Source organism: Pseudomonas sp. R1-1, from assembly GCF_051132135.1.
GTDB lineage: Bacteria > Pseudomonadota > Gammaproteobacteria > Pseudomonadales > Pseudomonadaceae > Aquipseudomonas.
The window spans coordinates 425372-439202 of record NZ_CP071663.1 but is presented as its reverse complement, the minus strand read 5'-3'; the positions used below and the strand labels follow the sequence as shown (position 1 = coordinate 439202).

Below are 13831 nucleotides of genomic sequence, written 5' to 3'. Positions count from 1 at the left end.
TGAAGTTGTCACCACGAGGTGACCTCAACTATCAATGAACATGGAGTTCAGATCATGAAAAGTATTTCTCTGGAAAGTAAAAAACTCGCAAACCTGGCTTTTCTGGTTGCCGCTAAAGCCCGCTAAGTAAGGCAGGACGCCGGGGAGTGCCGGCACCCGGCGTCCTTTTGACTTTACCCAGAGTGAATATCCTCATGCACATCAATCCCTTTCTTTTCATATTGCCGCGCCCTTCCGGACAAGTCATCTGGAACTATAAAGACCACACTCAATATGAACTTGGTCTCGACTATACAATTCGTCTTGCGCAATTAATCGACAACCCCGAACTGTACGACACGCAAAACATCATAGACACCGAACTATTGAATGCAAGCATTCTAACCAATTCAAAACCCGACGACTCACTGTGGGGCTGGGACGAACTGTCGAGGATTTATCATATCGGCACCCAGAATATTCCCTGTGAACATACGCCACAGAATATCCATGAGTGGTCCAGACATTATCTGGCCCACTGCAATGAAGTGCTCGCCGCACCGCCACCGACGACTGATCGTCCGGGATGCAAGGCAGACCGACGCATTGCTCTGCCCCGGCCCCGCGCCTTGAAAGACGAGAGCCTGATGCGCGCCCTGCTGCAGCGTAAAACCTGTCGGACCTACACAGGCGCAGCGGTCACGCTGGATGATCTCGGTACGCTGCTTTATCTGTCTTTCGGTTATCTCGAAGAACGCGAGCATGACCGCGACGACAGCATCGCCCACGGCCTCGGCGCCCGTCGAAGCAGCCCTTCCGCTGGCGGGCTGAATGCCTGCGAAGCCTTTTTGCTGGTGCAGAACGTCGATGACCTGGAGCCGGGCGTCTACAGCTACCATCCGGCCGAGCATTCACTGAGCCCGGTCAATCCTTTGCCAGAGCCCGCACTGGGCCAATTGCTCGCTGGCCAGCATTTCATCAACAACCTGCCGTTGGGCGTGTTCATCACCGCGCGTTTTGACCGGCTCTGGTGGAAATACGAACACTCACGGGCCTACCGCATGGCCTTCGTCGAGGCCGGCCACCTGTCGCAATCCTTCCAGTTGGTCGCCACCGCGCTTGGCCTCAACAGCTGGCTGACCGGTGCGTTTGCCGATCAGCAGGTCGAAGCCCTGCTTTCGCTTGAGGGCAGCGCCGAACAACCGCTGTTCTTCGTCGGCTGTGGGCACAGTGACGGCCAAGCGATGTGCGACGAGATCCATCAACTGCTGAGCGAGGGCCAAGCATGAGCCTGACGACGGCCGAGCCGGATGAGGCGCCTGTGTCATGGGCACTGAAATTCACCCTCAAGGATTGGGAAAGCCGCGCCTCGGTGCGCAGCAGTACCCATGACTATCTGTTACCGGACGACGTGGCCGCGCAGCTGCAAACCCGTCACTGGTTTCCGCCAGCCTTCATTCCCTATCTGGCGCACCCGGCCATCCAGGCGGCAGGGCTCGACGTGCAGCACCGATTGTCCGCCAACCACCTGGTGCACTTTCTCGATTACACCACCCTGCTCGAACACCGCATCGTCAATCGCGCCGTGGAAGTGATCGTGCACCGCGAGCTGCCGGTTTTCGTGCCGCTGGCGATGAAACACGCGGCGTTGCAGCTTTATACCGACGAGGGCTACCACGCGTTGTTCTCCAATCGGCTGGCTGAGCAGATCGCCGGTTTCTATGGCATCAGCGGGCGTCCGGCACTGCCCAAGCGCATCGCACGCCTCAACGCCTTGATCGCCCGCACTCCGGAAAAGCACCGACCACTGGCATGGTTTCTGCTCGGCTTCGTCTCGGAAACCATCATCGCCCGCGAGCTGCTGGACGTGTGTCGCGACAGCCTGGTGTCCAGCGTGAGTGACATGCTGCGCGACCACCTGACCGACGAGGCCCGCCACAGCCGTTATTTCGCCGAAGTGTTCCATTACCTCTGGCTGTCGATGCTCAGCCGCCAGCGCACCTTCGTCAGCAGGACCCTGCTGGAAATCATCGGTATTTTTTTCGAGGCCGACGAACGCTGGTTGCAACAGAGCCTGCGCGGCGCGGGCATTGCCGAGACGGACGTAATGGAAATCGTCAGCGGCATGGCCACCGTGCAGGCCAATCGCGCACGGGCGCGATCAGGTGCCATCGCTACGCTGGATGCACTGCGCAAGGCCGGTTTTTTTGCATTGCCCCATAACCAGACACTTTTTGCCAGGGCAGGACTGATCGATGCATAAGGCAACCTCCGTGGTAACCGTCAGGCAGCGCCGCGCAGCGGTGGGCCTGTTGCTGGCGATGGTGCTGCTTGGCGTATTCCCGCTGGATGTGTTGCTGCCCTCGTTTCCGGCATTGGCGGCGCACTTTGCCCGTTCACCGGCAGACATTGCGCTATCGATCAGCCTGTTTGCGGTGGGCATCGCGTTTGCCCAGTTGTTGATCGGCCCCCTGTCCGACGTGATCGGCCGCAAGGGCTTACTGCTGGCGGGCATGAGCGTGTCGATGCTCGGCGCAGTCGGTTGCGTAATGACCCGCGATTACACGCTGTTTCTGATATTCCGGGTCATGCAAGCCGTGGGATGCGGATGCTTCGTGCTGTCCCAGGCGCTGGTGCAGGATCTGTTCGAAGGGGCTGAGCGCGACCGGCTGCGCATCCTGATGGTCACGGCCACCGGGATTTTCATCTCGGTGTCGCCGCTGGCCGGGACTTTTCTGCAGGCCACGCTCGGCTGGCGCGGCAGCTTCTGGGTATTCACGGCGCTGTCTGCCGTGGTGCTGGTCAAGGCCTGGGTGTTTTTGCAAAACAGCCGGCCGGCTGACAGCCGTGCACGGGTCGGCTTCATCCGCGCCTATCGCCGCGTATTGGGTGAATTTGAATTTGTCGGTTACTGGCTGATCTCGGCGTTTGCCTTCGCCTGCCATTTCTCTTTCATCGTGATCTCACCACTGATCTTCATGGATCAACTGCAGCTCGCGCCGTATGACTTTTCGTTGATTCTGCTGCTATACGGTGCCGCTTATGTCGTCGGTGGCATTCTTGCCGCGGTGCTGAACCGGCGCATCACCCCGGTGCAGCAGATATTCACCGGGCTCGGCCTGATATTGCTGGCGGGGTTGGCAATGCTGTATCTGGCCGCTGCGCATGCGCTGGCCCCGGTCACGGTGCTGATTCCGATGCTGATCTGCACCGCTGGCACCACCATCGCCCGCCCTGCCGCGACATCGCGGGCCATGAGCCTGTTTCCTGAAAACGCCGGTACCTCGGCTTCAGCGGGCAGCACGATCATCTTCATTTGCGGCGGGCTGATCAGCGCGTTGATCAGCTTCAGCCCAGGCAATCTGCAAGCGACGCTGGGTTATTGCTTCGTGCTGTTGAGCGCAACAGCGCTGCTGCTCAACCACCGGCTCAGCCGGCGTGCGAGCAACCTTGCTGCCAGTGCCTTGGCGCAGAGCGGCGGCGATTGAAGCTGCCAGTCGTCATTCCACACCGACCGTCTGCACGGCGCAGCACGTTGCGCCATTCCCTCCAGACGCCAGCGGTGTAGAATCGCCTCATTCATCGCCATTCATCCCCGGCGGGTTTATGAGCTCAGGCTGAGACCAGCGGCGATCCCGCAACGTCATCGGCAGCTTCCGAAACACACGGCTATTTCCGCATGTTCCAGAGGTCCATAGAAGCTCACTCCCCTTTAGCACCTGATTAGCACCTGATTAGCCGCCCGGAGTGTTCCATGCCAGATTATCGTTCCAAAACATCCACCCACGGCCGCAACATGGCCGGCGCCCGCGCACTGTGGCGCGCTACGGGGATGAAGGATGACGACTTCAAAAAGCCGATCATCGCCATTGCCAACTCGTTCACCCAGTTCGTCCCGGGTCACGTACACCTGAAGGATCTGGGCCAACTGGTCGCCCGCGAAATCGAACGCGCCGGCGGCGTGGCAAAGGAATTCAACACCATTGCCGTGGATGACGGCATCGCCATGGGCCACGACGGCATGCTCTATTCGCTGCCGAGCCGCGAGATCATCGCCGACTCCGTCGAGTACATGGTCAACGCCCACTGCGCCGACGCCATCGTCTGCATCTCCAACTGCGACAAGATCACCCCGGGCATGTTGATGGCGGCCCTGCGCCTGAACATTCCAGTGATCTTCGTTTCCGGCGGCCCGATGGAAGCCGGCAAGACCAAACTCGCTTCCCACGGCCTCGATCTGGTCGACGCCATGGTGATCGCCGCCGACTCCAGCGCTTCTGACGAGAAAGTCGCCGAGTACGAGCGCAGCGCCTGCCCGACGTGCGGTTCGTGCTCGGGCATGTTCACCGCCAACTCGATGAACTGCCTGACCGAAGCGCTGGGCCTGGCCTTGCCGGGCAACGGTTCGACGCTCGCCACCCACAGCGACCGCGAGCAACTGTTCCTGCAGGCTGGCCGCACCATCGTCGAGCTGTGCAAGCGCTACTACGGCGAAAACGACGAGTCGGTGTTGCCGCGCAACATCGCCAACTTCAAGGCGTTCGAGAACGCGATGATGCTCGACATCGCCATGGGCGGGTCGACCAACACCATCCTGCACTTGCTCGCCGCCGCTCAGGAAGCCGAAATCGATTTCGACCTGCGCGACATTGATCGCCTCTCGCGCAGTGTTCCGCAGCTGTGCAAGGTTGCGCCGAACATTCAGAAGTACCACATGGAAGACGTGCACCGCGCCGGCGGCATTTTCAGCATCCTCGGTTCGCTGGCCCGTGGCGGCCTGCTGCACACCGACCTGCCTACCGTGCACAGCCGCAGCATGGAAGAAGCCATCGCCAAGTGGGACATCACCCAGACCAGCGACGAGGCTGTGCATCACTTTTTCAAGGCCGGCCCTGCGGGCATTCCGACGCAGACTGCGTTCAGCCAGTCGACCCGTTGGGAAACGCTGGACGACGACCGTGAAAACGGCTGCATCCGCAGCTTCGAGCACGCCTACTCGAAAGAAGGTGGCCTGGCCGTGCTGTACGGCAACATCGCGCAGGATGGTTGCGTGGTGAAAACCGCAGGTGTCGACGAGTCGATCCACGTCTTCGAAGGCAACGCGAAGATCTTCGAAAGCCAGGACAGCGCCGTGCGCGGCATCCTCGCAGACGAAGTGAAGGAAGGCGACATCGTGATCATTCGCTACGAAGGCCCGAAAGGTGGCCCGGGCATGCAGGAAATGCTTTACCCGACCTCGTACCTGAAATCCAAGGGGCTGGGCAAAGCCTGTGCCTTGCTCACTGACGGCCGTTTCTCCGGCGGCACGTCGGGCCTGTCCATCGGTCACGCTTCGCCAGAAGCTGCCGCCGGCGGCGCGATCGGTCTGGTGCAGGATGGCGACAAGGTGCTGATCGACATTCCGAACCGCTCGATCAACCTGTTGGTCAGCGACGAAGAACTGGCGGCACGCCGTGCCGAACAGGACAAAAAAGGCTGGAAACCGGTCGAACAGCGCCCACGCAAGGTGACCACCGCCCTCAAGGCCTACGCCCTGCTGGCGACCAGCGCCGACAAGGGTGCTGTACGCAACAAAGCGATGCTCGACGGCTTGTAAGCGTCCAGGCGCAGAAACAAAAATACCCCGCCAACGTGCGGGGCATTTTTTATCCGTCTGACACTGATCGTTCCCACGCTCCTGCGTGGGAATGCCTCAAGGGACGCTCCGCGTCCAGTGACGCGGAGCGTCACGGGCTGCATTCCCACGCGGAGCGTGGGAACGATCAAATCTGGCTCACGTCCCTACAGGAATACGGTGTGGGTTACTGAATATCTTCAGGCTTGACGATCACCCAGTTTTTATCCGCCGTCACCGGCAAGCCTTCCTTGGCCTGCGCCGCAGCGTGTTTGGCCATCATGCCGTTGATTTGCGTCATGTACTTGTCCTTGCGGTTGATCCACAAGTGGATGCCGCCCTTGGCCACGTCGACATCGTGGAACAGCATGTAGCCGTCGCTGGTCGGGGTGTCGCCGCCGACCAGTACCGGTTTTTTCCATTCATCGATGTAGGTGAGAATCGCCGCGTGCTTGCCGGCCATCCACGTCGCCGGGGTCCACAGGTACGGCGTCAGTTCCAGGCCGAGGTTGGCCTGCTCGTCATACTTGCCCGCTGTGATCTGCTTGCGCGCGGTAGTCAGTTCTTGCGTCTCGCGGTTCTTCAGCAGCAAGCTGACGCCAATGACGTTCTGCGGTTTGACGTTGTAGCCGTACTTCGGATCCGCCGCGACCATGCGCACCAGTTCTTCAGAGGCGGCGGTCATCACGTAGACCTCGATGCCGTTTTCCATCAGCTTGTTGTACAGCTCTTGCTGGCCGGTGAAGATCTTCGGCGGGTTGACGTCGAGTTTCTTCACCACATCGCCTTCGTAATAGGTCGCTGGCACCGGTTTGCCGGAAGCCATCAGCTCATCGACATAGCCCTTGAGCTCCTTGAGAGTGAAACCGGAGAACACTTGCGCCACCCACGGGTAGCAGACCATGTCGTCGACTTCGCAAAGACGATAGTAGTAACTGAACAGGCTTTCCTTGTGCTCGGCGGTGTCCTTGAACGGCATCAGTTTCAGCGACGGGTCGAGTTTGTCGCGGGTGATCAGGCCCTTGTTTTCCATGAACGGCAACAAGGATTCTTCGAGGTCGTAGCGGTAACTGGTGTTGTCCATATCGAACACCGCGTAGTTACCCTTGTTGGCGTTGGCCGCGATCATCGCCTCCAGCGCCTTGGCCTGATCCGCCGGCCAGTGCTTGAGGTCCGTGGCCAAGGCCTGACCCGCCAGGCCCGCCGCCAGTGCTACCGCCAACAACGTGCGTGCAATTCTCATAGCGCTACTCCCCGATCGAAAGAGTTCGACGCTAACAAATAAGCGTGACAACCCTCGCCTGCCTGCGACCGTACACGTCCGTATCGCGCCAGATGCATTGCCGACAGCGACACGTGCTTATTCCAAAAACGACGGACACCCAGCCATTTCGGTATTAAATCATTGCAAATCAAGCTGTTAGGCTTGCCGGTTCGCAGCAGCCCCGGATGGCTGTTGGCAAAGTCTTTTCTGGAGTCGTCATGAATCTACCGTTGATTCTCAACCTGCTGGTGTTCCTTGCCCTGCTCGTCGGTCTGGCGCAAACCCGCCACACCTCCTGGAGCCTGGCGAAAAAAGTCTTGCTGGCGCTGGTGCTCGGCGTGGCGTTCGGCGTGACGCTGCACACGATTTACGGTGCGGGTAACCCGGTACTGAAAGCCTCGATCGGCTGGTTCGATCTGGTCGGTAACGGCTACGTGCAGTTGCTGCAGATGATCGTCATCCCGCTGGTCTTCGCCTCGATCCTCAGCGCGGTGGCGCGTCTGCACAACGCTTCGTCGCTGGGCAAGATCAGCTTCCTGACCATCGGCACGCTGCTGTTCACGACGGCGATTGCCGCGCTGATCGGCATCGGCCTGACCAACCTGTTCGGTCTCACCGCCGAGGGGCTGGTTGCTGGCACGCAGGAAATGGCTCGTCTGCAAACCATTCAGAACGACTACGCCGGCAAGGTCGCCGACCTGAATGTGCCGCAACTGCTGCTGTCGTTCATTCCGCAGAACCCGTTCGCTGATCTGGCGCGGGCCAAGCCGACCTCGATCATCAGCGTGGTGATTTTCGCCGCGTTCCTTGGCGTGGCTGCGCTGCAACTGCTCAAGGATGACGTCGAGAAAGGTCAGAAAGTGATCAACGCCATCGACACCCTGCAAGCCTGGGTGATGCGACTGGTGCGGCTGGTGATGAAACTGACCCCGTACGGCGTGCTGGCGCTGATGACCAAAGTGGTCGCCGGCTCCAACCTGCAGGACATCATCAAGCTCGGCAGTTTCGTCGTCGTCTCGTACCTGGGTCTGGGCCTGATGTTCGTGGTCCACGGCGTGCTGGTGTCGGCGGCCGGGATCAACCCGCTGCGGTTCTTCCGCAAGATCTGGCCGGTACTGACGTTCGCGTTCACCAGCCGTTCGAGCGCAGCGACCATCCCGCTGAGCATCGAAGCGCAGACCCGGCGCCTGGGTATTCCGTCATCGGTGGCGAGTTTTGCCGCATCGTTCGGCGCGACCATCGGCCAGAACGGTTGCGCCGGCCTGTACCCGGCCATGCTGGCAGTGATGGTTGCACCGACCGTGGGCATCAACCCGCTCGACCCGCTGTGGATCGCCACGCTGGTGGCGATTGTGACCTTGAGTTCAGCGGGCGTGGCCGGTGTCGGCGGCGGCGCGACCTTCGCCGCACTGATCGTATTGCCGGCGATGGGCTTGCCGGTGTCGCTGGTGGCGCTGCTGATTTCGGTTGAGCCGCTGATCGATATGGGCCGTACGGCGTTGAACGTGAGCGGTTCGATCACCGCCGGTGCGATTACCAGCCAAGTGATGCAGCAGACCGATAAAGAGCTGCTCGATGCTGATGAGCATGCGGAACTCGCTCAGGCTTAAGCCAAAATGATCGTTCCCACGCTCCGCGTGGGAATGCAGCCCGTGACGCTCCGCGTCACTGGACGCGGAGCGTCCCTTGAGGCGTTACCACGCAGAGCGTGGGAACGATCATGCACGCTCCCAGACTTCGAAGCTGTACGCCGGCTTATCTTCAACCGCTGGATTTTCAACGTTGGAAACCAGCGTCCACTGGCTCACATCAAACTCCGGAAACCATGCATCCCCTTCCGGGCTCAGCGCGACGCGGGTCAGGTACAGACGATCCGCTTGGGCCAGTCCTTGCGCATACAACTGCGCGCCGCCAATCAGCATCAACTCATCGACGCCTTGCTCTTTCGCCCATTCTTCGGCGCGAGCGACGGCGGCGTCCAGCGATGGATAGACCTCGGCGCCTTCGAGCGACAGGTCGGCCTGGCGACTGACGACGATGTTCAAGCGCCCCGGCAGCGGTCGGCCGAGCGAATCCCAGGTCTTGCGGCCCATGATGATCGGCTTGCCGAGGGTCATGGCCTTGAAGTATTTGAAATCCCCCGGCAGGTGCCAGGGCATGCTGTTGTCGACGCCGATCACACGGTTTTCACCGAGCGCTGCGATCAGGCTGAGGGGCAGTGATTTAGTCATGCCGGCGAGGATACCAGAGCCGCGCTTACCCCGATAAGCGCCACAGCGGTTATGCTCAACGCTCATTTAAGCGACGAGACGCCGCGTGACTGAACTGACTCCACTGCAAAACCTCTGGCTCAGCGAAACCATCCGCCTGCGCGAAGAACACGCAGGCCCTCTGGATGACCTGGAAGCCAATCGCCTGGCGCGCACCGGTGGCGGCGATCTGCCGAGCCGCATTCAGCGCCGGGCGCGCTGGCTGGCCGACCGCGACGGGCTGACGCCGGCACTCAAGCACTGGCTGCAAGGCGCTCGTCTGGCATTGGTGCTGCTGAGCATTTTCGCCGTATTGAGCGGCGCCGGGCTGGCCTTCGCCGCACTGGGGCAGACGCCGGTCAACGTCTTCTGGGCCTTGGGCAGCCTGCTCGGGCTGAACTTTATTCTGCTGTTGAGCTGGGCGCTGGGCCTGGTGTTCGCCGGCGAACACGGCGCGACGCTGGGCCGCGTGTGGCTGTGGCTCAGCGAAAAACTCGCCCGCGACGCCAAAGCCGCGCAACTGGCGCCGGCGCTGCTGTTGCTGCTGCAACGCCGCAAACTCAATCGCTGGGCACTCGGCACGCTGGTCAACGGTTTATGGTTGCTGGCCATGCTCAGTGCCTTGGTCGTACTGCTGATGCTGATGGCCACCCGACGCTACGGCTTCGTCTGGGAAACCACGATTCTCAGCGCCGACACCTTTATCCACATGACCCGGACCTTGGGCAGCCTGCCAGCGCTGCTCGGCTTCAATGTGCCGACGGTCGAGATGATTCGCGCCAGCGGCGACGCGGCGCTGGATATCGAAAGCGCCCGGCAGGCCTGGGCGACCTGGCTGGTCGGGGTGCTGGTGGTTTACGGCGTGCTGCCGCGCCTGCTGTTGACACTGCTGTGCCGGTGGCGCTGGAACAGCGGCAAAGCCGCGCTGCGTCTGGACCTCAACCTGCCCGGCTACGCGCAATTGCGCGAGCGGCTGATGCCGACCAGCGAACGCCTCGGCGTCAACGACCCTGAGCCGGCGCAGCTGCACCGCGTCGAAAGCAGCGTCGGCGAGCTCGCCAGCGAGGGCGCGCTGCTGGTCGCCATCGAACTCGACGAGCAGCGCCCCTGGCCGCCCGCGTTACCGAAAACCGTCAGCAACGCCGGCATCCTCGACAGCCGCGAGTCGCGGCACAAGCTCCTCGAACAACTCAGCCGTTTTCCCCCGGCACGCCTGGCGATCGCCTGTGATCCGCGACGCTCGCCGGATCGCGGCAGCCTCGCGCTGATCGCCGAACTGGCGCGCAATGCCGGCGCGACGCGCGTCTGGCTGCTGCAAGCACCGCCTGGCGAAGCGCTGGATGCCGACCGCTTGGGCGATTGGCACGTTGCTCTGCAACAGCTGGAACTGCCTTTCGCCGATTGCGCGCCGCTGAACTGGCTGGAGACGGGCCATGATTGATCTGCGTAAAGCGCCGCTGAAACTCGCGGTGGTCGGCCATACCAACGTCGGCAAGACCTCACTGCTGCGCACGCTGACCCGCGATGTCGGCTTCGGCGAAGTCTCCCATCGCCCGAGCACCACGCGACATGTCGAAGGCGCACGGTTGTCGGTGGACGGCGAACCGCTGCTCGATCTCTACGACACGCCGGGGCTGGAAGATGCCATCGCCCTGCTGGATTTTCTCGAACGCCTGGAACGCCCCGGCGAACGCCTCGACGGCCCGGCGCGGCTGGCGCGGTTTCTCAAGGGCAGCGAGGCGCGCCAGCGTTTCGAGCAGGAGGCCAAGGTGCTGCGGCAACTGCTCGCCTCCGACGCTGGCCTGTACGTGATCGATGCCCGCGAACCGGTATTGGCCAAGTACCGCGACGAACTGGAAGTGCTCGCCAGTTGCGGCAAACCGCTGCTGCCGGTGCTGAATTTCGTCAGTAGCGCCAACCATCGCGAACCCGATTGGCGCGAAGCGCTGGCACGCTTGGGCCTGCATGCGCTGGTGCGTTTCGACAGCGTGGCGCCGCCGGAAGATGGCGAGCGGCGCTTGTATGAAAGCCTGGCGCTGCTGCTGGAAACCGCCCGCCCGCAACTCGAGCGACTGATCGCTGATCAACAGGTCCAGCGCCTCGCCCGTCAGCACAGCGCGGCACGCTTGATCGCCGAATTGTTGATCGACTGCGCCGCCTGCCGACGCAGCGTGGTCAGCGAGGCCGAACAGGAACAGCAGGCGATCAGCGAACTGCGCAAGGCAGTCCGTCAGCGTGAGCAGAAATGCGTCGAGGCGTTGCTCAAGCTCTACGCGTTCCGCCCGCAGGACGCGGCAGCCAGTGACCTGCCATTGCTCGACGGCCGTTGGGGCGATGACCTGTTCAACCCGGAAACTCTCAAACAGCTCGGCGTACGGGTCGGCGGCGGGATCGCGGCAGGCGCGGCCGCCGGAGCCGGCGTCGATCTGCTGGTCGGCGGCATCACCCTCGGCGCAGCGGCACTGGCCGGGGCGATCGCCGGCGGCGCCCTGCAAACGGCACGCAGTTATGGCAGCCGCTTGCTCGGCAAGATCAAAGGCCAGCGGGAATTGACCGTGGATGATGGTGTGTTGCGGCTGTTGGCGTTGCGGCAGCGGCAGTTGGTCTCGGCGCTCGATCAGCGCGGGCATGCGGCGATGGACGCGGTTCAGGTTGCAACACCTGTGGATAAAACCTGGCGCGAAGGCAAGTTGCCGGAAGCCTTGAACAAGGCTCGGGCGCATCCGCAGTGGTCGTCGCTCAATCCGCATCCGAAGCTGAATCAGGCGGAAAGGCAGGAGCAGGTTGATTTACTGGCAGCAGATTTGTAGTGCCTGGACTGGCCCTATCGCTAGCAGGCTAGCTCCCACACTGGATCTTCAGTGAACACAAACTTTGTGAACACCCGAATTCCTGTGGGAGCTAGCCTGCTAGCGATGGCAGCAACCCAGTTCCAAGACCTAAGCAGCCAGCAATCGCGCCGCTTTCTCTTTCAGCACACCCAAATCAATCACCGGCACCGCCACCTCCTTCGCCAACTCATCCCACTGGCGCATCCGCAGGCTGAGCGCACACAGCGGATCCTGCTCAAACGCCTGCGCCTCAGCCTCGGTCATCACCCCGCCCTGATACGCCAGCGTGCGCCGACTCGCCTCACTCAAGCGCTGGAAATACCCCGGTTCACGCAGCGTCAGATAACGCTTGGCCTGAACGTGATACTCCACCAGCCGCGCCAGCCGCTCGCTGAAACCCGCCTCCCGCAGATAATCCGCACCCAGCCGCTCATGGCTGACCACGCCATAACCGCCCATGTGCTGCGCGCCCTCGGCGCACAAATGGCCGATGTCGTGAAAGAAGGCGGCGAGCACCACTTCATCATCGCAGCCCTCAGCCATCGCCAGCTCGGCCGCTTGCGACATGTGCTCGATCTGCGACACCGGTTCGCCGATGTAATCGCTGGCGCCGAAACGTTCGTACAAGCCGAACACCCGCGCCACCACTTGTTCCGGATTCATGCTTCCTCCAGCAACTGCGCAAGGTTGCGCTCGGCCATGGCCGGGCCGACGCTCATGCCGACGCCGGTGTGCATCAGCGCCACGCTCAAGCCCGGTGCCGGGCGCAGGAATGAAAACGGCCCCGGTCCACGAGCGCCATAGACGCCCTGCCAGCGCTCGACCACTTGCACCTTGCAACCGAGGGTCTGCTCGGCGAGTTCGAGCATCCAGTTATCCACTTGCTCGGCGTTGAACGGCGACGGATCGCTGCTGTAATGGTGCGAGTCGCCAATGATCAGTTCGCCATACGGCGTCGGGCTGATCAGCAGGTGGATGCCGTTGTCATGCAGGTGCGGTTGCTCGCGCAGGATCTGCGCCTGCACCTCCGTTGCTTCGGGCAGACCGGCGAAGGCGCCGTAATGCACGCAGCTCAAACCGGTAAGCAAGGCGTGTTGCAGGTTCAGTTGCGTTTGCGGTTTGGCGCGGAGCATTTGCAGGCGGCAGATTTGCGGTTCGAGCGCGGCAATCGGCTCGGCCAGCAAGGTCTGATAATCGTGACCGGAGCAGACGATGATCTGCGCCGCGGTAAAACTGCCGGCGGTGCTGTGCAACCGCCCGGGCTCGACGTCGCGGACCAGAGTGGAGAAGTGGAAATCCACGCCGAGGTCGCGGCGCAGGTAGTCGATCAGCGCCGGAATCGCTTCGCGCGAATACAGCTGCTGATCGTCCCGGCCGTGCAGCGCGGCGCGGTGATGGCTGAATTGACCGCCATACAGATCACGCAGTGCGGCACCGCGCAGCAGCTCGACATTGTAGTCGTGCTCCCGCGCACGACCGGCGCAGAACGCTTCGAGCAGATGCTCTTCGGCTTCGCTGCGGGCGAACAGGTAAGAACCGTTGCGCTTGATCTGCAGATCGGCGAGCTGCGCCCAGTCGCCCCAGATTTCGCGGCTGGCCTTGGCCAGTTCGAGCATGGTGCCGGGCGGCTGGCCAGTGACCAGCGCCTGGCCGAAGTTGCGCACCGAGGCGCCGAGGGGCGTAGCGGTGCGTTCGAACACGGCGACTTTAAGCCCGCGCTTGGCTGCGGCGTAGGCGTGGGACAGGCCGAGGATGCCGGCGCCTACAATGAGCAGGTCTTTGGGGTGTGTCATGTCGCTACCTCAATGATCGTTCCCACGCTCTGCGTGGGCATGCAGCCAAGGACGCTCCGCGTCCTTTGTGACGCGGAGCGTCACGGGATTCATTCCCACGC

11 protein-coding genes are annotated in these 13831 nt (G+C 62.0%); 7 read left to right on the top strand and 4 right to left on the bottom strand.

Features of this window, described 5'->3' with window-relative positions; all coding sequences use genetic code 11:
* The first annotated feature begins 194 nt into the window (after positions 1-194).
* From J3P75_RS02000 to ilvD, 4 genes are all read left to right on the top strand, one after another.
* Entirely contained in the window at positions 195-1268 is a 1074-nt protein-coding gene (locus J3P75_RS02000; RefSeq protein WP_434709155.1) for a SagB family peptide dehydrogenase, read from the top strand.
* Positions 1265-2242 (top strand): diiron oxygenase, encoded by a 978-nt coding sequence (locus J3P75_RS01995; protein WP_434709154.1) that lies wholly within the window; start codon positions 1265-1267, stop codon positions 2240-2242. The genes J3P75_RS02000 and J3P75_RS01995 overlap by 4 nt, the downstream gene beginning before the upstream one ends.
* Complete coding sequence (locus tag J3P75_RS01990) at positions 2235-3467, top strand: MFS transporter (RefSeq protein ID WP_434709153.1); 1233 nt, start codon at positions 2235-2237, stop codon at positions 3465-3467. Before J3P75_RS01995 ends, J3P75_RS01990 begins: the two co-directional genes overlap by 8 nt.
* Before the next feature lie 266 nt (positions 3468-3733).
* Entirely contained in the window at positions 3734-5575 is a 1842-nt protein-coding gene (gene ilvD / locus J3P75_RS01985; protein WP_090287208.1) for a dihydroxy-acid dehydratase, read from the top strand.
* A 205-nt stretch (positions 5576-5780) separates the two neighbouring features.
* Here ilvD and J3P75_RS01980 read toward each other — a convergent pair whose 3' ends face one another.
* Positions 5781-6836 (bottom strand): haloacid dehalogenase-like hydrolase, encoded by a 1056-nt coding sequence (locus J3P75_RS01980; protein WP_434709152.1) that lies wholly within the window; start codon positions 6834-6836, stop codon positions 5781-5783.
* A gap of 239 nt (positions 6837-7075) precedes the next feature.
* Here J3P75_RS01980 and J3P75_RS01975 point away from each other — a divergent pair, with 239 nt between their 5' ends.
* Complete coding sequence (locus tag J3P75_RS01975; RefSeq protein ID WP_434709151.1) at positions 7076-8467, top strand: L-cystine transporter; 1392 nt, start codon at positions 7076-7078, stop codon at positions 8465-8467.
* 108 nt (positions 8468-8575) lie between these two features.
* On the opposite strand, the gene J3P75_RS01970 is transcribed toward J3P75_RS01975, so the two are convergent.
* Positions 8576-9088: a dihydrofolate reductase gene (locus tag J3P75_RS01970; protein WP_434709150.1), complete on the bottom strand. Its 513-nt coding sequence runs from the start codon at positions 9086-9088 to the stop codon at positions 8576-8578.
* A gap of 85 nt (positions 9089-9173) precedes the next feature.
* Here J3P75_RS01970 and J3P75_RS01965 point away from each other — a divergent pair, with 85 nt between their 5' ends.
* Together J3P75_RS01965 and J3P75_RS01960 are read left to right on the top strand one after the other, a co-directional pair.
* Positions 9174-10547: a DUF2868 domain-containing protein gene (locus J3P75_RS01965; RefSeq protein WP_434709148.1), complete on the top strand. Its 1374-nt coding sequence runs from the start codon at positions 9174-9176 to the stop codon at positions 10545-10547.
* Positions 10540-11916 carry a GTPase/DUF3482 domain-containing protein gene (locus J3P75_RS01960; RefSeq protein WP_434709147.1) on the top strand — a complete coding sequence of 459 codons (1377 nt, stop codon included), beginning with the start codon at positions 10540-10542 and terminating at the stop codon, positions 11914-11916. Before J3P75_RS01965 ends, J3P75_RS01960 begins: the two co-directional genes overlap by 8 nt.
* Before the next feature lie 129 nt (positions 11917-12045).
* Here the strand turns inward: J3P75_RS01960 and J3P75_RS01955 are convergent, their stop codons facing one another.
* Together J3P75_RS01955 and J3P75_RS01950 are read right to left on the bottom strand one after the other, a co-directional pair.
* Positions 12046-12600, bottom strand: a complete 555-nt coding sequence (locus tag J3P75_RS01955) for a phosphonate degradation HD-domain oxygenase (RefSeq protein ID WP_434709146.1) — start codon at positions 12598-12600, stop codon at positions 12046-12048.
* Positions 12597-13730: a TIGR03364 family FAD-dependent oxidoreductase gene (locus J3P75_RS01950; protein WP_434709145.1), complete on the bottom strand. Its 1134-nt coding sequence runs from the start codon at positions 13728-13730 to the stop codon at positions 12597-12599. Before J3P75_RS01950 ends, J3P75_RS01955 begins: the two co-directional genes overlap by 4 nt.
* Between the last annotated feature and the right edge of the window lie 101 nt (positions 13731-13831).